Source organism: Acinetobacter sp. MF4640, assembly GCF_002018895.1.
In the GTDB taxonomy this organism is placed as follows: domain Bacteria; phylum Pseudomonadota; class Gammaproteobacteria; order Pseudomonadales; family Moraxellaceae; genus Acinetobacter; species Acinetobacter johnsonii.
The window spans coordinates 1-19,806 of the sequence record NZ_MVOM01000031.1; the positions used below are offsets into that span (position 1 = coordinate 1).

Annotated in this window: 15 protein-coding genes and 1 other RNA gene; 10 read left to right on the forward strand and 6 right to left on the reverse strand. The window is 40.4% G+C overall.

Going from position 1 to position 19,806, the window contains the following annotated elements:
* Positions 1 to 832 precede the first annotated feature (832 nt).
* Complete coding sequence (locus tag MF4640_RS11295) at positions 833 to 3,052, forward strand: TonB-dependent receptor (RefSeq protein ID WP_171263877.1); 2,220 nt, start codon at positions 833 to 835, stop codon at positions 3,050 to 3,052.
* Between the two features lie 121 nt (positions 3,053 to 3,173).
* On the opposite strand, the gene MF4640_RS11300 is transcribed toward MF4640_RS11295, so the two are convergent.
* Complete coding sequence (locus MF4640_RS11300) at positions 3,174 to 3,827, reverse strand: flagellar biosynthesis protein (RefSeq protein ID WP_078389624.1); 654 nt, start codon at positions 3,825 to 3,827, stop codon at positions 3,174 to 3,176.
* A gap of 354 nt (positions 3,828 to 4,181) precedes the next feature.
* On the opposite strand from MF4640_RS11300, the gene MF4640_RS11310 reads away from it, so the two are divergent.
* From MF4640_RS11310 to MF4640_RS11320, 3 genes are read left to right on the forward strand one after another with little or no spacing between them, the layout of a single operon-like run.
* On the forward strand, positions 4,182 to 5,798 hold the full coding sequence (locus MF4640_RS11310) for an alkaline phosphatase (RefSeq protein WP_078389625.1): 1,617 nt from the start codon (positions 4,182 to 4,184) through the stop codon (positions 5,796 to 5,798).
* 14 nt (positions 5,799 to 5,812) lie between these two features.
* Entirely contained in the window at positions 5,813 to 7,324 is a 1,512-nt protein-coding gene (locus tag MF4640_RS11315; RefSeq protein WP_078389626.1) for an alkaline phosphatase, read from the forward strand.
* A 35-nt stretch (positions 7,325 to 7,359) separates the two neighbouring features.
* A complete protein-coding gene (locus MF4640_RS11320; protein ID WP_227518651.1) occupies positions 7,360 to 8,055 on the forward strand; it encodes a hypothetical protein in 696 nt (231 codons plus the stop codon).
* Positions 8,056 to 8,128: 73 nt separating this feature from the next.
* Here MF4640_RS11320 and MF4640_RS11325 read toward each other — a convergent pair whose 3' ends face one another.
* On the reverse strand, positions 8,129 to 9,130 hold the full coding sequence (locus tag MF4640_RS11325; RefSeq protein WP_078389628.1) for a helix-turn-helix transcriptional regulator: 1,002 nt from the start codon (positions 9,128 to 9,130) through the stop codon (positions 8,129 to 8,131).
* Entirely contained in the window at positions 9,127 to 10,053 is a 927-nt protein-coding gene (locus MF4640_RS11330; protein ID WP_078389629.1) for a diguanylate cyclase domain-containing protein, read from the reverse strand. The genes MF4640_RS11325 and MF4640_RS11330 overlap by 4 nt, the downstream gene beginning before the upstream one ends.
* A gap of 324 nt (positions 10,054 to 10,377) precedes the next feature.
* On the opposite strand from MF4640_RS11330, the gene MF4640_RS11335 reads away from it, so the two are divergent.
* From MF4640_RS11335 to MF4640_RS11355, 5 genes are all read left to right on the forward strand, one after another.
* Complete coding sequence (locus MF4640_RS11335; protein WP_078389630.1) at positions 10,378 to 12,864, forward strand: TonB-dependent receptor; 2,487 nt, start codon at positions 10,378 to 10,380, stop codon at positions 12,862 to 12,864.
* A 79-nt stretch (positions 12,865 to 12,943) separates the two neighbouring features.
* Positions 12,944 to 14,908: a phytase gene (locus MF4640_RS11340; protein WP_078389631.1), complete on the forward strand. Its 1,965-nt coding sequence runs from the start codon at positions 12,944 to 12,946 to the stop codon at positions 14,906 to 14,908.
* 105 nt (positions 14,909 to 15,013) lie between these two features.
* Positions 15,014 to 15,712: a protein TolQ gene (gene tolQ, locus MF4640_RS11345; protein WP_004694253.1), complete on the forward strand. Its 699-nt coding sequence runs from the start codon at positions 15,014 to 15,016 to the stop codon at positions 15,710 to 15,712.
* 12 nt (positions 15,713 to 15,724) lie between these two features.
* Positions 15,725 to 16,171, forward strand: a complete 447-nt coding sequence (gene tolR / locus MF4640_RS11350; protein ID WP_005399812.1) for a protein TolR — start codon at positions 15,725 to 15,727, stop codon at positions 16,169 to 16,171.
* Entirely contained in the window at positions 16,168 to 16,929 is a 762-nt protein-coding gene (locus tag MF4640_RS11355; RefSeq protein ID WP_171263878.1) for an energy transducer TonB, read from the forward strand. The genes tolR and MF4640_RS11355 overlap by 4 nt, the downstream gene beginning before the upstream one ends.
* Positions 16,930 to 17,978: 1,049 nt before the next feature.
* On the opposite strand, the gene ssrS is transcribed toward MF4640_RS11355, so the two are convergent.
* The 3 genes from ssrS to MF4640_RS11375 all read right to left on the reverse strand — a co-directional run bounded on the left by ssrS (position 17,979) and on the right by MF4640_RS11375 (position 19,100).
* A non-coding RNA gene (gene ssrS, locus MF4640_RS11365) (6S RNA) lies at positions 17,979 to 18,162 on the reverse strand.
* 99 nt (positions 18,163 to 18,261) lie between these two features.
* Positions 18,262 to 18,546 carry a cell division protein ZapA gene (locus MF4640_RS11370; protein WP_004694243.1) on the reverse strand — a complete coding sequence of 95 codons (285 nt, stop codon included), beginning with the start codon at positions 18,544 to 18,546 and terminating at the stop codon, positions 18,262 to 18,264.
* A gap of 2 nt (positions 18,547 to 18,548) precedes the next feature.
* Positions 18,549 to 19,100 carry a hypothetical protein gene (locus tag MF4640_RS11375; protein ID WP_078389632.1) on the reverse strand — a complete coding sequence of 184 codons (552 nt, stop codon included), beginning with the start codon at positions 19,098 to 19,100 and terminating at the stop codon, positions 18,549 to 18,551.
* A gap of 64 nt (positions 19,101 to 19,164) precedes the next feature.
* On the opposite strand from MF4640_RS11375, the gene MF4640_RS11380 reads away from it, so the two are divergent.
* A complete protein-coding gene (locus MF4640_RS11380; RefSeq protein ID WP_078389633.1) occupies positions 19,165 to 19,797 on the forward strand; it encodes a UPF0149 family protein in 633 nt (210 codons plus the stop codon).
* Positions 19,798 to 19,806: the final 9 nt, after the last annotated feature.

A 19,806-nucleotide genomic window follows, 5' to 3' on the forward strand; every position in this document is an offset into this window, starting at 1 on the left:
TTCTTGACTCAAGCATTAATGCAGTACGATCTTCAAAGTTAAGATGATGGTATGACAATTTTATATACTCCATAAACCCTTTAAATTAATTAGGTGGTTTATGTCGCACTTCAAGTTTTACTCTGCCAAGATTTAATAGTCCAATAAAAGCGTTATTTTAAGAGATAGAGATATTCAATAATCATTTTGTTGGGTAGCTGGAAGATAAGATGAAAACGATAAACTTGAAAAATAAAAATTAAAGAGTATTAGCGATGTATGTAATTATTATTTTTAACTAAATAAAGTACTCCGAAGATGCCGCTGCATGTGTCGTTACCCTGAACCCGATGAGTTCTGAGGGAAATCTTGTTTTTGGCGATCGGAGACAATATTAAACAGAGCTTAAATATATGTAAAATTAAAATAAATATTTGTATTTAAACAATAAAATCTATGAAAAAATACCACATTGCTCAGAAGTATAAATAATTTGCCTACCATATGCCTACTTTTTAATGTTTTCAGCCTACCATTTGCCTACTAAATTTACTTGTAAAATTTAATAAAAAAGGCGAAATAAACCGATTTTTGAGATGTAGAGCTTATTCGTTGGCATTTAATTTAGGCAGAAGCATCTGCTTTTTATCAACAGTTTTCGATATTTGAAATTGCAGAAAGTACATCAGGGTAGTTACTTCGATATTAGAAAATTACGTATCAAAACAGCTGAATAGTTTTTTCTTTAAATTATTTATTTACAATAAATAATTTAAAGTTATTTGATAAAAAAATTGACTGGAAAGTAAACAAGAATTATTTTGATAAAAATTCTTATTACTATTTGCAAATTATGAAAAAGCCCTCTTCAATATCTATGTCTAAAAAACTTTTCCCAATATTAGCAACAACAGGTGTAATTTTCATTTCTAATTCGAGTTTTGCAGAAAACTCAGAAAAGGTTTCTCCATCAGAAAATACTGTACAACAGTTAGAAACAATGACATTCACTGCCTCACGTGCTGATGAAGTCCAAGAAAAATCAAAACAAGTGACAAAGTTAGATGAAAAACAAATTGAACTTTTAAAAAATTGTTCTTCATGGAATATTGCAACTGTTTTAGCAAAAGCTGTGCCTGGCTTATCTGATTCAAGTCGTACAATTACAGATTATGGACAAACATTACGTGGGCGAAATGCACTTATCTTAGTTGATGGTGTTCCGATGAATTTAACGCGTGATACTTCTAGAGGTCTTTCTTCTATTGATCCGGAAAGTATTCAAAATATTGAAGTTATTCGAGGAAGCAACGCCATTTACGGTAGTGGTGCAGCAGGCGGGATTATATCTATAACAACTAAAGCTGCTGGTGGAGAACCTACAGCTAAAACTGTTATTGGCTTACAAAGCCCTTTAACTAATTTCCGTACAGATGCATTAAGTGGGGATATTCACCAATATTTTACGGGAAGCTTGGATAATTTTGACTATGCATTGGACTTTGGCTATCAACGTATTGGTAGTCCATATGATGCCAGTGGTGATAGAGTTGCTCCAGAACCCAGTCAAGGTGATCTTTATGATGCTGATGCCTATAGCATAGGGGGTAAAATTGGCTATCATATTGATGACAATCAATACCTACAGCTTGCGGCGAATTACTATAATGCAGAACAAGATTCTGATTATGCAGCTGATACGAGCACAAAAAAATATCCTCTTGGTAGTGTACCTGCTCAAGCAATTAAAGGTTTAAAATTAAAAGATCAAAATAAAAATGAAAATCAAATCTATAATTTGACCTATATCAATAAAGATTTATTAGGAAATAAAGTTGATGCACAACTTTACTATCGAGACTTCTTTACTCGCTTCTCACCATTTGATGCGCGTGGTAATGCAAATCGTGGAAAACAAGTCGATCAAATTTACCAAGAAAATAATGTCCTAGGTAGTCGCTTAACAGTCTCGACTCCACTTGAATTCTTGGGTGATACAACTGTAGTTTGGGGCGGTGACTTTAGTCGTGAAAAGAGCGAGATGCCCTTGGATATTTTTGACCCTCAAATTTATGATCAGTCTGGTGGTCTAGAGTTTGTTAAAATTGGGAATCTTATTTATTTGCCTGAGCTCACAACTCAAAGTCTTGGCGGATTTGTTCAATTTAAGCATCAATTTAATGACCAATGGGCTGCTGAGATTGGAACTCGTTATGAAGATAGTTACGCTGAAATCGATAGTTTCATCCCATTATCTCAGTTAGGTAAACCAAACCCTTATACAGTCCAAGGGGGTAAAGTTAAAGCTGATGCATGGTTATATAATGCAAATCTTACTTTCTCTCCAACTGATCAACACTCGATATACGGCTCTTTTAATCAAGGCTTTCAACTTCCTGATGTTGGTGTAGTTATACGTAATGCTGGAGTCGGTTTTAACCTTGCTTCATCATTTTTAGAACCTGTAAAAGTTGATAATTATGAGCTTGGTTGGAAGGGTGATTTTAAAAATATCTCATCTAGTTTTGCCGTATTCCATTCAACCTCTGACCTTGGAGGTGTCCAATCTTTTAACAATGGATTGGTTCTTGCTAGAACAAAAGAGAAAGTTTCTGGTGTTGAAGCAACTATTGACTACATTGATGATGTTAATGTTTGGGGGACTGGGGGGAGTGTAACGTGGATGAAAGGTCGTGAAACTCCACAAAACACGAATAAAGAACAAGTTATGACGGGCTTCAGAATCCCACCATTAAAATTGACTGGTTACATCTCTTATAGTCCAACTGATACTTGGACGAATAGACTACAGGCAACTTACTTTGGTGCGAAGGACTACAGGTTGAATGGCGTAAACGGTTTTGGTCGTTATGATGTGAAATCTTATACAACGGCCGACTTAATCAGTAGTTTTGCGCTTAACAAAAAAGATATTGTAACTATTGGTTTAGAAAATATGTTTAACCGAAAATATTACCCACTTTATAGCCAATTGCTAAGATCTGGTGACAATACAAGTCACTTAGTAGCGAATGGAGCAACGTTAAAAGTTTCTTATAGTCATAAGTGGTAGTACTTATCTTTATTTGTGGTTAAAAAAACATGGGTCATTAAAGAATGGCCCAAGTTTTAACGTATAACATTCGTTAGCTTTTAAGGCCCTCTACATAGGGCTTTTTTTACTTTATAGCTATTTATGGATTTGCTTTTGGCAATGCAGAAATTAATTTAGACTCATAATCATCAAGTACCCCATCAATGTTTTCTACCCATTTCGTACCATTGGCAATTTGAGCTGATTTTGTCACCTTGCTATAAATGTGGAGAGGGGCTGTATTCAAGTCTTTCGCATTCACGACATTTGTATCTATTTCTGAGTGAATTTTGATTGACGCAAATCCAGGCTGGAACCATGACCAAAATTTATTAATTTTAATGGTGAGGATTAGATCGGCATTTGCTCGATTGGTTTCATTGTCTGTAATGACTTCATAACCTGATTGTTTAAGTGCATGAGTTGTGCGTTTTTGTAATAACTCAGACACGGTCTCTTTTTCTAAAAGAATATCGCCTAACGCTTTTCCGTAGCCATTTCTTTTACGCGCAACAGCTTTTGCTTTTTCTTCAGTAGTTGCTTTGGCTAAACCATCCTTTAAAGACGGAATATCAGGTGTGGTTGGTTTGTCTTGGAATGTTCTATTATCTTCGACCAGCGCGATAATTGCTTTCTTAGAACTCGGCACTTCTTGAGAGGATGCGGAAGTATTAGGCGTTGGAACTTGAATCAATCCGCGTGATGTCGCACAGCCTGAAAGAGTGGTTATTAAGAGCCCCATAGCAAGTAACATGGAAGAGCGTTTCATTTAAGATCCCCGAGATTGGTGGTTATTGTAAAAAAGTGCATAAAGTTAATAAGATACGTTATAAAAAAGCTTAACTATTTCATTTTTAGCAGTAATTCAAAAGATTGGTTTGTAGAAGGCTGGGGGATTTTGATTGAATTTTACCAAAAAGTAAATAATAACCATTGTCAAATGAGAATAAAGACGTTAGATTGCGTTACAAATTTGATGGTTAATATTGATAATTGTAAAAAATGAAAAAGCGTTTCGAAAGTGAGTAAATTTATATTGATGCTTAAATGTCATCGGATTTAAATATCCGAAGTGTATGGTTCAGCCATCTTTAGATGGGTTGATGCAATGCTCGGTTTTCTTGAAAAATTCCAATTAAAAACAATCAGTGTGGCATATATAAGTTTGAATGCTTTATTTCTCTCCGCTTGTCAAAGTAGTGATTTAATGCAAGCTCAACCAACTCATGCAGTACAACTACTCAAACAACAAAAAGTCCAACAACCGAAACGTGTAGTGTTTTTCTTGGGTGATGGAATGGGCATGACTACACTTACCGCTTCCCGCATTTATGCTGTCGGTGAAGATGGTCAGTTAGCAATTGATCGGTTACCTGAGTCTGCCTTTGTTCGTACCTTTTCTGAAGATGCGCAAGTCACTGACAGTGCACCTTCGATGGGTGCGTACATGACCGGTGTGAAGATGAAAAATGAGGTGATCTCGATGCAGACAGGGACAATTGCAGTTGAACCTGATTCAGTAGGGAATAACCAGTGCGGGACTAACCCACAAAACAAAAATAAGCAAAACACACAGACTTTACTCGAATTAGCCAAAGCAAAGGGTTGGGGGACAGGGGTTGTGACCACGACGCGAATCACGCATGCCACACCAGCATCGACTTATGCGCATATTTGCCACCGTGATGCTGAAAATGATATTGCATCACAGCTGGTGCCGAATTCAAAAGGCGATGATTATCAACGCTATAACCTCAAACTTAAAGATGGAGTCGATGTGGTTTTAGGTGGAGGTAAGCGTCAATTTTTGCCTAAAGATGCAGGTGGAGAACGTACTGATGGGCGCAATCTAATTACCGAGATGCAAAAGGCAGGCTACCGCGTGGTTTTTGATGAAAACCAACTGTCCCAAGTGCAACTGGCGAAAAATGAAAAATTATTGGGTTTATTTAATCACAGCCATTTAAATTACGACTTGGATCGCACCAAGAAAAACTTGGCAGAGCCGAGTCTCAAGCAAATGACGCTGTCTGCTTTAGACATCCTGACGCAAAATAAAAAAGGTTTTTTCCTGATGGTGGAGGGCGGGCGTATAGATCATGCGCTGCATGACACCAATGCCAAACGTGCTTTACAAGACACGATTGCCTTAAATGATGCTTTAGAAGCAACCATTCAAAAGCTTAAACAAAGTGATCCTGAACTTAAAAATACACTGATTGTAATCACAGCCGACCATGATCACACCTTGGTTTTAAATGGTTATGCCAAGCGTACAGGAAAATACGTCGAAGGTAAGGAAACCAGTGTGCTTGGATTGGTAAAAAACTATGATCAAGCGGGCTTTGCTCAAGATATTCATGGTCAACCTTATCCGATTATCGGTTTTGGTACGGGCAAAAAACGCCCCACTCAAAACCGTATGGATGACTTGGTACTGAACTTAAAAGACACTGATGTCTGTCATCCTGTACAAGGGCCAAAGGCACCACAAGGTGAAAAATATAGTTTCACCTATCCTTTGGCTGAAACGGGTTGGTGTACGGGCACTGCTGCGGATGATTTCCAACAAGAAGCTGTGATTCAAACGGGCTATAAAGATAAAGAAACGCATGGCGGTGCAGATGTGTTTTTAGGTGCGATTGGTCAGGGAGCCGATCAGTTCTCAGGTAGCCTTGAAAATATTGAGGTCAATCACCTCATTCGTAAGATCACAGGCTTATAGCAGAGGGATATCACATGAAACATACTTTAAAAACCATCCCATACATGATGCTTCTGCTTACAGCGTCGATTTCTTCAAGTGCTTTGTATGCTGCGGACACCACAGTTACACCGACGAAAAGCGTTATATTCTTTTTAGGCGATGGCATGGGACCAACCACAGTGACGGCAAGTCGTATTTATGCTGTGGGGGAAAATGGCAAACTGGCCATGGACAGCATGAAGCACGCAGCAAGGATTAAAACCTATTCTGAGGATGGTCAAACCACAGATAGCGCTCCCTCTATGGGCGCCTATATGACTGGGCAGAAAAATAAAAATGAAGTGATTGCCATGACAACAGGAACGGTTGCGGTCGAACCTGAAGAAGGAAAATTGCCGAATGGCAAAAGCTTAGCGAAAGCCATCAACCGTTGTCCAGAACAGGGCAGTAGTATGGTCGCAGGGATGCCTGCGTTAAGTATTTTAGAACTGGCAAAAAAGCAGGGTAAAGCGGTTGGCGTAGTGACGACGACCGAACTCACCCATGCCACACCTGCGGCAACCTATGCACATATCTGTCACCGTGATGCGCAATACGATATCGCGCTTCAAGCTGTTCCAAAAGGTAAAGCTTATAATCCAAACTTATTGGATGGCATTAATGTCCTTATGGGAGGCGGCTTAAATCATTGGACGCCTTATGATGCAGTCTCTAACCCCAAAGGGCGCTTGGATGGTCGTGATTTATTGGCAGAGTTTAAACAGCAGGGTTATCAAACCGTTTTAAGCCAAAGTGATTTGGCACAGACGGTCAATACTCAGAAAATTTTCGGCGTATTCTCCACACAATCGCATTTAAATTTTGATTTGGACCGACTCAAGAAGAATATAGAGACTGAACCGAGTCTGGCGGCGATGACCAGTAAAGCGATTGATGCACTGCAAGCACAGAGTCATGGGCAAGGCTATTTCTTGATGGTTGAGGGTGGGCGTATTGACCATGCGCTACATGCCAATAATGCCAAAAGGGCATTGCAGGAAACCAAGGCATTTAATGATGCAATTCAAACTGCACTGGATAAAGTGGATTTGAGCAATACCTTGATTGTGGTGACGGCAGACCATGACCATGTGATGACCTTTAATGGTTATGCCGCACGAACGGGCCAAACGACGGAAACTAATCCGGGTATTTTGGGACTGAGCTATGACTATAATATTGCAAAAGAGCAAAATGCTTACAGCAAAGTGCTGGCTGATGGCCAAGTACATAATCCATACCGCGATGTAAATGGGGCAACAGGAACGACGCTTGTTTTTGGAAATGGTACGGGTAAACGTTTAGATATTCGTGACAGTATTAGCAACGAGCAAGCCTTTGCTGACGACTATAAACAAGAAGTCGGGGTACAACTGGCGAAAAGTGAAACGCATGGTGGCGGAGATGTGATGCTGTTTGCTGAAGGAAAGAATTCAAATCTATTCAAAGGCACACAAGAAAATACATGGGTATTTGAGCAATTGAAAAAGGCGTTTGGATTCTAATGGATAAAAGATTTATACGGCCGTTCAAATTCAAAATGAAATTCTTAGCATTGTCTTTCAGTTTGCTCAGTCCATGGGTATGGTCGGCCGATGAATATCGTATTGATTATCAGATTGAACGGTTGAATGCCAATGGGGTCACGACCATTCAAAAATACAGTGAGAAAATAATTCGAGATGAGCAAAATATTTGGATTGAACGTTTAAACACACAAACGCATGCTGACGAAGCCCAGACACATAGCAACACTCATGTGTCTGCCAAAACAGATACCCATGAGCATGTGAGTTTTGACAGTGCAATTCAGTGGATGCAGCGCAAAGATGCAGTCGAGCAAGCAAACGTAAACGTAGCAAGTCCTTTTCAGCGTTTTTATATTTTGCCAGATGAAAAAATGCGGGTGCAATTGCAGGATGTTGATCAAGAAATGCTAGGGCTGAAAAACTGTTGGCGCTGTGAATATAGTTTGATTCATCCTGATATTTTAAAGCGAGCACAATTGATTCAACGTGATTCGAAGTTAGCGCATTATCAAATACGCAGTGCTGAGCAAACGTTGAATATTATATGGAATGAACAGGATCAACTGGTTCAAAAATATGAATTGCTCAAACCAACTTCGGGCTACGCCAAAACCTTTACCGTGCGCAAAATTGGCCAACATGTTGCTACACCTTGGACACAAACAGAAAAATACAGCGAACGTGACTATGCGGACTTTAGTGATTAGCCGATGAGTTTTTGACTTTTAATTTCGACGTTACAATAGAAATACCCGTGATTTTTTTGGGAAAAATAAGCGCTTAGGACTGTGCCGCTTGTACGGTTAAACCACTCCACCGCTTAAACGCACGTCGAAAATTAGTGGCATCGTTAATTTGTAAATATTGAGAAATCTGTTCAGTTTTAAAACCATGTACACGATATAAAATGATGGCAGTATGCAAACGACTTTGATCGAGTTGCGCCTGAAAATGGGTCTGATGCTTTTTCAGTTTACGTTTTAAGGTGGCAGAACTCATTTGAAAATAGTCAGCGGTTTGTTCAAGTTGAATATTATTTTGAATATTCTGCATTAAATATTGGTGCAAACTGAGCAAAAAACTCTGTTGAATATTTTGAGCTGTCATTTCTTTCAGCGCATATTGATAACTGATTGCAGCTAAGGTCGAAGAGGCATTGGGAAGTTTTTCATAAATCAAATCGCGAGGTAGGCTCATCATGTTGATCGGGCGATTAAACTCTAAAGCACTGCCTAAATGTGTCCAATATTGTTCAATATAGTCAGGTTCAGAAAAATTAAACTCGAATTTCCACGCTAACTTGGCTTGGTTCAGTTGACGGCTAAACGCTTGTACTGCACTCATTGCGCTTTCGATTAAAAAGCGATTTTCAAGCTTGTTTTCATCTAACCAATAAATATGAATATGGCTTTGACTGTACATGAGTCGAGGGCATAACCATGGTGAAACGGACGCGGAAAATGTTAAATAACGGCTAAGTGCCTCATCGAAGGTCGATGCATAAAGCATAGATTTAATGGCGTCATTAAAGGGGGTGGTTAGGCTGCGTTGACCAAATAAAAAACTGATGTCCTGATTGCGAAAACACTGTTCAGCATTTTTTAAAACCTGTTGTAACTGTTGTTGACTAATTAGTTTTTGCCCCGAAAAGATATCTTCTAAGAAAATACTGCTGCCACTGAGCAGGACGTGATGTTCGACTTCATGACTCGCTGCCAAATCAATTAAAATAGACAATTGATGATGCGCAGGAATGTAGCTGTAGTCGCATTCAAAGCTCATACCATGACTCGCTTCGGTGAGTAGTACTGCTTCACTTGGAGCAATTGCTGATTTAAGGCACTCAAGAGTTGTTGGGCAGTTTGGTATTGTCCGACTGAACAGCAGGTTGTGAGCGCTTTTAAAGGAATGTGCACGGACAGATCACGTTGATAATAAGCACTGACCATAAGCATGCGCTCAAGCTGAGCTGCCATTTTTTCAGCCTGTTGTAGCTTCGTCTCTGGTAACAACATAATAAAACGATCTCCTGCGAAGCGGCAGAGCAGGTCTTGTGGTCGTAAGTTTAAGCTAATCAATTGTGAAACATGCTGTAAAATAGATGTGCCTTCATCAAAACCATGTGTTTGATTAATCTGATTAAAATTATGCATATCTAACAATATGACGGACATGTTGCTGGGTTCATACAAGTTTTGTTCAATTGCGGCTTTGAGCTGTGTTTTAAAGTAATGAGCATCGGCCAAAGGGGTGAGCGCATCGAATAAACGGTGATCCCGATAAATACGTTCTCGTTTTTGCATGTGTTTAGAAATCGCCAATTCTTCTTGATGCCAAAAATAAATCCCGATGGTAAATAGACACAGTCCAATTGGAAAAGGAATGGATTCAAGCCATGCATCCCACATGATTTCTTTAGGCAGGCGAATAAACTCATCTAAGCTGTCCATCCACATATGGAAAAAAATAAAACACAGTCCATAAAAGATATAGTTGGTTACACGGCCCAAAGGACGGCTTTTAATAATAAAGAAAATCCAAATACCAATAAAAACAGTTGCTCCCCCTTCACCTAAAATATCGACCCAGTTCCATTCAGCAAATGACTTGATCTGCCCAAGTAAGATAAATAACCAAAGGAATAAGCTACAGGCAGTCGCTACACATAACAAAGGCCAGCGGTAGTAAGCAAAGTATTTAGGCATAGCATTTTTTGAAATGATTTATTTTCGCCCAAGCTAAACAGATTTAGATGACAGTTTGATGGCAAAGACTGGAGTCAAAATAGATCAGTGTATTTTTGATTTTTGAGAATAAAAATGCTGAAAAACCCTATCTTTGTGGTGAATATGCATCATTCTGTATGCTCAGTATTTTCTCTATACAGATCAAATTAGCTCACTTTTTGCTGAAAAAGGCCAAAAACAAATAAAAAGGGCAGATCGTAAAAGGCACTGTCACATCATGTTCACATTCAATTTCTATTGTGCGTTCAAACCATGCCACTTTGGCTTGAGGGGAAGAACATAATGCAAAATAATCAGAGCCGTTTCATGAAACATAAGCGTGCGGGTTTTCAGCTCAGTACACTGGTCCTATCAATGCTGAGCATGACGCATCTACATGCCGAAGATAACACGGTGGAATATGTACAGGTCATTGGTCAAGCTGCAAGTATGGATAAAGCACTCAAAGAACAAAAACGTGCTGACCAAATCAGTAGTGTGGTACATGCCGATGGCATCGGACAATTACCCGATGACAATGCCGCAGAAGCTTTGCAACGGATACCGGGTGTATCTACAGAGCGTGACCAAGGCGAAGGACGTTTTGTTTCGGTTCGTGGTTTAGGCGCTGACTTAAATGCAGTGACCATCAATGGTACTTTGGTTCCCGCGCCTGAAAGCGATCGCCGTGGTGTGGCATTGGATGTCTTACCATCAGAGCTGGTGCAGTCTTTGGCTGTGGTGAAAACGCTGACACCAGATATGGATGCCAACTCATTAGGCGGTACGGTGCAAGTCGAAAGTTTATCGGCCTTTGACCATGACGGTTTGTTTTATACGGGAACGGTTGAAGGTGGTTATGATGAAAAACGGGAAAAATATAGCCCTAAAGCATCAGGTGCCATCAGTAACCGTTTCAGTGTTGGTGAGGGGCAAGACAACCTTGGGGTGGCACTGGCACTGAGTTATCAAAACCGAAAATTTGGCTCGGACAATGTTGAAACGGGTGGGGCTTGGGATGGTGACGCACTTGAAGAAACCGCAATGCGTCAATATGACATCGAGCGTGAGCGCATTGGTGCGGGTTTAAACTTTGACTACCGTCCGAATGACACAGGCGAATACTATTTAAGAACTTTATATAGTCGCTTTAAAGACACTGAATCACGTCAGGAAGTGGCGGCTGAATTTTCTGATCCACAACTTGCAGGCCAGCGCGGTGATGCAGAAGTGACTCGTTCATTGAAGAGCCGTGAAGAAACACAAGAAATACAGTCTTTTGTCCTCGGTGGTAAGCAAGGCTTTGGCACGTGGACGGTGGAAGGTCAGCTCGGTTATAGCGAAGCATCGGAGGAAAACCCTGGCGGAATTTCGGGGGCAAAATACCAAGGTGATTTTAGTAACGTTGGATTTAATAGTACGCAAAAACCGGTGATTACGGCAGACCAAGATTTTTATGATACTGCTAACTATGAGCTGGATTCAGTTTCTTGGGAAAAATCCAAAACCACAGATAAAGAATACAACGGTAAATTAGACTTTTTGAAAGACTATATGCTGGGGAATTATGCTGCTGCATTAAAGTTCGGTGGCAAAATCAGTCAACGTGAAAAAAACAACAATACCGATGAGTGGGAGTATGAAGATCTCAGTACTTCAAGCTCAGACTTCAACTCTAATAGTCACTATGAACTGGGTCATTTTGGTCCAAGCATTAATGAAAGTGCCATTAAGGACAAAATTAGTGGACTAAACGCTGCTGACTATGTAGTTGCTGATGGTTCAATCATTAATGACTTTAAGTCGAATGAAGACATACAAGCGGCTTATGTCATGAATACCGTTGATTTGGATCAACTGCGAGTGATTGCAGGCTTACGTTATGAAAATACCAACTTTGAAGCACGTGGTTTTGAGTTCAACGATGATGTGATCACTGCGACTAAATATAAAAATGACTATGATCATTGGTTGCCGAGTTTACATTTACGTTATCAATTGGCCGATAACGCTTACCTCCGTGCCGCTTGGACCAATACTGTGGTTCGTCCAAACTTTGCGCAAAGTGCACCGGGTGTTTATATTGATGGTGATGAAGCTGAATTTGGTAATCCAATGCTGAAACCGTTGGAGTCCTCAAACTTTGACTTAGGCGTAGAAAAATATTTTGGCAAAGCCAGTATGGTGGGCTTCTACGCATTTTATAAAGATATCGACAATTTTATTTACAACACCAATATTGCAGGAACGGGCCAGTGGGCTGACTTTGATGAAGCCATTACTTATAAAAATGGCAATGAAGCGAAACTGTACGGAATGGAATTTGCTTATTCACAAAAGTTTGACCATCTAGGAGCACCTTGGAATGGTTTCTTATTGGGTTTGAATACCACCTTTAGTAAGTCAGAAGCAGATATTGATTCGATGAAAGATGGCGAGCTTCTGAGCCGTCGTATTCATTTACCAAACCAGTCGGATGTGGTAGGCAATGCCATGATTGGTTGGGAAAATGAGCGTTTCGGCGTACGTTTGTCTGCAAACTATAAGTCTAGCTATTTATATGAGTTAGGTGATATTGATACGCCTGAAAAAGATACTTATACCGATGAGCAAGTCTTTCTCGACTTTAGTAGTCATCTGAATTTGTCAAAAAATTTACAATTAAAGTTTGATGTGCAAAACATCACCGATGAGCACTATTACAACTACGCAGGTGCGAAGGCTTACAACGCGCAGTATGAAGAATATGGCCCAGCCTATAAGCTTGCTCTGACTTACACCCATTTTTAAATTTCACTAAATAAACGCTCAGGTTTTCTTTGTTGAGAAGAAAACCTCGAGATATGGTTGCCCAAATTTGAGTAATTTTATGAATTTTTCAAGCTTTAAATTGTCTGTTTTAACAAGTTGCATAGTGTTACTGACAGCATGTAGTCAGCATGGTGTTTCTCCATCTCCTGTAAGCTCACAACCATTAACGGTGGATCAGCCAACAGCAGAAAAGCTCCAATTACGCGAAGTTGATACAAATGAAGCTAAAACTGAAGATGTGCAATGGTTGAGCTTAAGTACATGGCCAGAAGTGACAGCTCTATTGAGCAGTAAGAATAAAGGTCTTCAGTTTTTAGATGATGAACAAAATGTATTGCATCACATTCAAGGGCAGTTTGGACGTTTTGATTACCGGATTGGTTCGGAGCGTTTATTGATTGCTGCATCGAATTTGCAACAACAGCAAATTCAACTGATGAGCATGAACTTAAAAAATAAAGTATGGGACAAAGCCAGCTTTATTCCAAAGCGTTCATTTAAGTCCGAAGATGTTTGTCTATACACCGATGCTCAAGGCTTGAGTTTTGCCTTTTTAGTCGGTGAAGAAGGGATAGGTGAGCAGTGGCTTGTGGCGAATCGTGAAAAAGCATTGGCCCTGCCGCAGTTGGTACGTCGTTTAAGTTTTCCACCTGCCAGCAGTGTATGCAAAGTGAATGATAGCACCGCAGAGCTGTTCATTAATGAAGAGAATGTTGGGGTCTGGGCATATCCAGCTCATTCTGAAGCTGACATGGTGCGTCAACCGGTGGATCTCGTGCAACCTTTTGGTTCGATTCAAGGTTCACCCTCTGCAATTGCGATTGTAGATGATCATGTCGCTGTACTCGATGCAGAAAAACCTTTGCTTTATCGTTATCAAAAGCAAGATAAGCAATGGAAAGCACTGCCATCCTTACAATTAGACACGGTGAAAGAAGCAGAGGCTTTGAGTGTTCAAGGTAATTTAACTGATAAATCCTTGCTGATTTTAGATGATAAAACCGTAAAAGTGACAGATGTGGAATGGGAAACTCAGACCCAGACCAAAGCTCAAAATATCATCACCATTCCAGCAGAAGTGCAGACCGAGGGTGTGCCAAGTACAGGTGACGCGGCTGATGATCCTGCTATTTGGCACAATGCCACACAGCCGAGTCAATCCCGTATTTTAGCGACAGATAAACAAGGCGGCTTACAAGTCAATGACCTACAAGGTAAAGCTGTACAGTATTTGCCAGTCGGGAGACTCAATAATGTCGATGTACGCCATGGCTTTAAGTGGGGTAATCAAACGGTTGATTTGGCTGTGGCATCGAACCGAGACCACAACAGCTTACATGTATTTGCGATTCAACCAAAAACAGGCAGGGTTTCTGTGCTTGGCGAGCTAGCAACTACATTGGATGATATTTATGGCATTTGTATGTACCGCGATGCTCAAGGGGAAATCTATGCCATTCCTAACGATAAAAACGGGACTTTCGTTCAATACCATATTACGGCTGCACAGCAAAAATTACGGGCTGAAGAAGTACAACGTTTTTCAGTTCAAACCCAACCTGAAGGCTGTGTCGTAGACGACGCCACAGGACGTATTTTCTTGGGTGAAGAAGATGTCGCGGTGTGGGTAAAAGATCTCAACCCAAAAACTCAGCTTCCTATGCAGCAGGTGATTGGCGTAGGAGAGGTGATGCATGATGACATTGAGGGAATGGGACTTTATCACGGCAGAAACCAAAGTTATTTGGTGGTTTCAAGCCAAGGCAATGACAGCTTTGTGGTGCTTGATGCCGCAGCACCTTATACGGTTCGTGGCGCATTTCGTGTAGGCATCAATATCGACAAAGGCATTGACGCTGTGTCTGAAACAGATGGACTAGATGTGAGTTCCCTAAATTTTGGTGGCAAATGGAAGCAAGGCATGTTGGTGGTGCAAGATGGACGTAAACGTATGCCTGAAACCAATCAGAACTTTAAATATGTGCCGTGGGAAAAAATCGCTCAAGCCCTGCATTTGGACTAAATAGCGCTTTAGTACCTGAGTGAGTACATGAGCTGCTAAAGAATCACAGCCCATTTTAAAAATATATATGTACTGCACCATGCAGTAAAAAAATTGGAGTGCGTTATGCAAGCAACAATGGATCAAATGTCGGTTTGGATGTTGATTAGCCATGCCAGTGTGTTGGTAAAAGTAGTGATGTTGATTTTGGTTTTATCCTCAGTCGTAAGTTGGTATTTAATCGTGCGTCACGGCATGTTACTTCGTGGACAAGAGCAGCTTTGGAATCGTTTTTTAAAGAATTTTAGACAGCAAAAAGATCTCAATCTTTTACAGCAAGATTACCAACAGCCTGAACAACAAAAAGGCGTTGTCAGCATTTTTCAACATGGGGTGGATGAATACCATCAATTGATAAAAGATGAGCAACTCACTACAAGTGATGTGATTGATGGGGTAGAACGTCGTTTACTCAGCAGCATCAGTGAAGAAGAAGAAAAGCTTCAGCAAAATCTCACCTTTCTTGCAACAGTCGGTTCAGTCAGCCCTTATATAGGCTTATTTGGAACGGTCTGGGGCATTATGAATGCGTTTATTGGACTGTCTGCCGTTGAACAGGCAACCCTCAATACAGTTGCACCTGGGATTGCAGAAGCGCTGATTGCAACAGCTATTGGTTTATTTGCCGCTATTCCTGCGGTAGTGGCGTATAACCGCTTTTCGGCACGTGCTGACAAGCTTTCCAGTCGTTATTACGGTTTTGCCAATGAGTTGCAAACGCGTATTTATCGGTTGTTGGGGCACACTGAGCGCGCTTCGCGTTAAGGAGCAACAGCCATGATTAAGCGTCCTCAAAAATTAAAACTCAATGCTGAAATGAATGTGGTTCCTTATATTGATGTCATGTTGGTGTTATTGGTGATTTTTATGGTGACTGCACCAATGTTGACGCAAGGCATTCAAATTGATTTGCCTAAAGTGGATGCCAATGTCATGCCCGCGTCACAACAGCAGCGTATTGTCACTCTATCTATTCAAGCCAATGGTCAGTATTACTGGAATATTGGTTCGGACGTGAATACCGAGAAAGTCACGGATCAGGCCATTGATTTAGCCACTATGCAACAAAAGCTCGTTCCGATTATTCAAAAAGATAAAAGCCTACAGTTTTATGTGCGTGCCGATCAGGATGCTGATTATCAACTGGTTGCACAGGCCATAGCATCCTTGCAAAAAAGTGGGGTAACGAACTTGGGGCTAGTGACAGAGGAACCACAATCATGATGACAACCGTTTCCAAAATTAGGTTTCGTGATCAAGGCCTAGCACTTTCGGTCACGGCTGGATTGCATATTGCGCTAATTGCATGGTTCTGTACGGTTGAGATGCATGAAACATTGGCGGAACCCAAGCCGAAAACCATTCAATTACAATTTGTGCAAATACCCCCTCCAGCCAAACAACAACCAGAACCTAAAAAGCCTGAACCGATAGTCGAAGAAAAGCCGCTACATGAGCCTGTCAAAAAACAGGTTGAGAAACCTGCTGAAGCCCAACCGAAAACCACCAAGAAGTTTGTAGAGTCGCAGAGCAACAAAATTGTACCTACAGTGGTTAAACCGACCCAGCAAGTCGTGAAGGAAAAGCAAACGGCAACAGAGGAATCTCAGAAAACAGTAGATACGCAGTCTAAGGCGGATATACCAACTCAGACGAAGACCCAGAAATCAGTAGAACCTAAAGCACAAACTCATCCTGAAACATTTGATGTTAAAAATTATCAACCTGTTGCAAAAATAGCACCAGCCTATCCTGAACAAGCTTTGGATCGTAAACTTGAGGGGGATTGCACAGTGATGTATAGCGTAAATGAAAAAGGACGGGTAGAAAATCCTAAAGCACAAGGCGATTGTCATCCGATGTTTGTACGACCTTCGATACAGGCTGCACTCACTTTTAAATATCAGCCTCGTCTCGTCGATGGCAAACCGACCAGTGTGTCGAATGTTAAAAATACCTTCCAATATCGTATTGAAAGTTAATTTTATGTACTAACTCAAACCAGAGCTGGCAGTCCATTCTTTCATATGTCTGTCTAGTTAAATTTGAACTAAATTCTTTTTAGCCTAAATCTTCTTTCTATCAAGAAACGTTTCAAATAGTGTCAGTCTACAGCACATTTTTCCTTGAAACGTTTTATGGAAACGTTCACAACCTACATATATTTAAGGGTTACTGCTTTTGTTTTTATGTGATTAATATTCTTAATGGCTAAATATAGGTCTTCATCATGTTGTTCTACTTGACTGAAAAACTTCGTGTCGATATCTATCAGAAGTCGGAGTATAGGTACGTTTTACGATTGATAGAACCGGTTTATTCAACTTAATGTCATCTCGTGCCATTTTAGCTTCCAAGCATTTAGTTGCTTCTTAAATAAAGTTCTTAAGATCATGTCGAGGTGATATGAAGTGAACAACACTTTTTGAATCAACTACACTATTCTTGCAAAATTCATTACTGATACGATGTTGACCTACTGGATTACAAAATCGTTGATGACCTTTGATGAGTAGTGAGGAATATTTTTTGGGTTATAAGCGTCATCTAAACTCGGGATTAATTCATCTATTTTCTTTGCTTGTATGAAATTAGGTTTCAATGGCTCTTTTTGAGTAACAGGTCCAATATCTTGATCGAAATAATAAATGTTTAGCATTTGTATGTGCTTGTTCTAGGGTGGTACACACCATGGTTACCAATAGTTTTCCTTTTATTTTGGCCATTCGGCATGAGTGTTTCAATAAAGTAGATTTTAGATTGGGTAACAACAACACCAAAGCCAATGGTTAGAGAGTCACGATAAAAAACTTTTTCCCTGATATCTCTAGAGGGAGACTATCAATAAATGGTTTTATTAGCTTATGTCTTTGCCCCATTGCACTTTTTAACTGATTGAAACAATACATAGAAATATAGCACAATAATTTTAGAGCCTACCGTAATGCCTACTTTTGATGATTTATGCGGATTGAAGTGAACAGAGCGAGGGAGGAGTTCAGTTATAAGCTTATTGTTATTAAAATAAATAAAGTACTCCGAAGATGCCGCTGCATGTGTCGTTACCCTGAACCCGATGAGTTCAAGGTGGACGCGACGTATACTTGCTGGGTTTCCCACATGAAAGTGGGCATACACTCTAAATATACAGAACACATCCATAAGTTTAAGTATCGGCAGGGGAATAGACCCGCTGGCGAACACCTCAGAGTTGCCTTAAGTATAACGAATCTCACGCTGATGGCAACTCATACACCGCTACGAACTGTAAACAACTGGAGTAAGTGTTGATACTTTATTCAATTAAGTCGAGTTTAAACAAGTTCCGCAACGTCATCGATAATATTTGCCAGTAATCGTTCTGCGTGCGCATACTCTTGTAGTGTTTTATTCATCGACAACACTTCTTGCATTAACTCTAGTGCCACCATAATGATAATTTTACTGGGTTCTACACGCGGTGCTTTACGACGAAACTCATCATATTTATCATTTAAAAGCAGAGCTGCACGTTCAAGGTCGGCTTTTTCTTTTTCCGTTGTGACTAAACGAAAGCTATGACCTAAGACACGTAATTCAACGGTAATTGGTTCGCTCATGATTAAACTTCCTCGCTAGCTTCAGTAGGGTGGGCAAGTTGTTGAATTTCTTGCGCGTGATGATCTTGCTCTGTACCTAAAATAGCCAAACGTTGGATGATGGCTTCGACTTTAGCTTTGGCATGCTCATTTTTTTGTAACAATCTTTCACGTTCTTGCTGAAGTGCTTGGATTTCTTGCTGAGCTTGACGCTGATCATTGTTCATTTTTTCTTTAATTGCACGTAATTCATTACGTTCAGCCAAGATTTCCTGAAAGCGATTTTTTAAATCCGTACAACTTTTTTCCAAACGACTATACCGATCGGCCAAAGCAGTCGCATCAGTGTTCAAGTGTTGATATTGGGTCTGAGCGCTGCTTAATTGCTCAGTTAAATCATCAATTTGTTCTTGCTTCTGGGTAATTAAGCCATTTTTTTGCACAACTTGAGAACGGTGCTGTTCTTCAGCATCCAGTTTAGCTGCATTTAAAGTGCTATTTTCACTTTCAAAATGAGCAAGTCGCGTTTTTAAAACGCCAATATGCGCCTGTAGACGCTGTAATTCTTCTAACATATCGTGGTCGCACAGTGCTGCAAACAAAGGTAATATATAAGAAGTATAGAGATTGGATAAACGAATGCAAGACGATATTTCAGGTTGGTCAGAATGGCAGCCAAATTTTTCTAAAATTGAAGAGATTTCTAGCCCAAGTGAGTTACATGGTTTACTCACAGGTATCATTTGTGTAACTCAGGCACCGAGCCGTGAAGAGTGGCAACACATCCTCACGACTTTGGAAATTCCAGAGTTAAGCGAAGAAGCTTTGGCGTTGTTAGCCGATGAAGCAGAAGATGTCGCACATGCACTTTCTGACGATGAATTGGACTATTTACCATTACTTCCCGATGACACTCATACGCTGGCAGACCGTGTACAAGCTTTGGCGGATTGGTGCGCAGGCGTAGTGCTGGGCTTTGGTTTGGCGTCGGGTCATATTCGTCCAGATGAAATGGAACTGATCGAACATTTACAAGATGTGGCGGCAGTTGAGTTTGAAGAAACCGATGATGATGAAGAGGGTGAGGAGAGCTATCAAGAGTTATACGAGTTTGTACGTTTAATTCCTGTGAGCTTATCTGTAGGCCGTAAAAAGATTGCGGTTGAGGAAAGTTCTCTGCTTAAACACTTTCATAACAAGCAACAAATCGATCGTTCTGTAACAGAAGCGAACAATGTTGTAGAAATGTTTACGCCGCATCACCCAAGCTGATTGGCATAA

Bases quoted from the DNA above. Each gene is read 5' to 3' on its own strand.
- MF4640_RS11295 (WP_171263877.1), top strand. From the start codon at position 833: ATGAAAAAGCCCTCTTCAATATCTATGTCTAAAAAACTTTTCCCAATA.
- MF4640_RS11300 (WP_078389624.1), bottom strand. From the start codon at position 3,827: ATGTTACTTGCTATGGGGCTCTTAATAACCACTCTTTCAGGCTGTGCG.
- MF4640_RS11310 (WP_078389625.1), top strand. From the start codon at position 4,182: ATGCTCGGTTTTCTTGAAAAATTCCAATTAAAAACAATCAGTGTGGCA.
- MF4640_RS11315 (WP_078389626.1), top strand. From the start codon at position 5,813: ATGAAACATACTTTAAAAACCATCCCATACATGATGCTTCTGCTTACA.
- MF4640_RS11320 (WP_227518651.1), top strand. From the start codon at position 7,360: ATGAAATTCTTAGCATTGTCTTTCAGTTTGCTCAGTCCATGGGTATGG.
- MF4640_RS11325 (WP_078389628.1), bottom strand. From the start codon at position 9,130: ATGAGCTTTGAATGCGACTACAGCTACATTCCTGCGCATCATCAATTG.
- MF4640_RS11330 (WP_078389629.1), bottom strand. From the start codon at position 10,053: ATGCCTAAATACTTTGCTTACTACCGCTGGCCTTTGTTATGTGTAGCG.
- MF4640_RS11335 (WP_078389630.1), top strand. From the start codon at position 10,378: ATGCAAAATAATCAGAGCCGTTTCATGAAACATAAGCGTGCGGGTTTT.
- MF4640_RS11340 (WP_078389631.1), top strand. From the start codon at position 12,944: ATGAATTTTTCAAGCTTTAAATTGTCTGTTTTAACAAGTTGCATAGTG.
- tolQ (WP_004694253.1), top strand. From the start codon at position 15,014: ATGCAAGCAACAATGGATCAAATGTCGGTTTGGATGTTGATTAGCCAT.
- tolR (WP_005399812.1), top strand. From the start codon at position 15,725: ATGATTAAGCGTCCTCAAAAATTAAAACTCAATGCTGAAATGAATGTG.
- MF4640_RS11355 (WP_171263878.1), top strand. From the start codon at position 16,168: ATGATGACAACCGTTTCCAAAATTAGGTTTCGTGATCAAGGCCTAGCA.
- MF4640_RS11370 (WP_004694243.1), bottom strand. From the start codon at position 18,546: ATGAGCGAACCAATTACCGTTGAATTACGTGTCTTAGGTCATAGCTTT.
- MF4640_RS11375 (WP_078389632.1), bottom strand. From the start codon at position 19,100: ATGTTAGAAGAATTACAGCGTCTACAGGCGCATATTGGCGTTTTAAAA.
- MF4640_RS11380 (WP_078389633.1), top strand. From the start codon at position 19,165: ATGCAAGACGATATTTCAGGTTGGTCAGAATGGCAGCCAAATTTTTCT.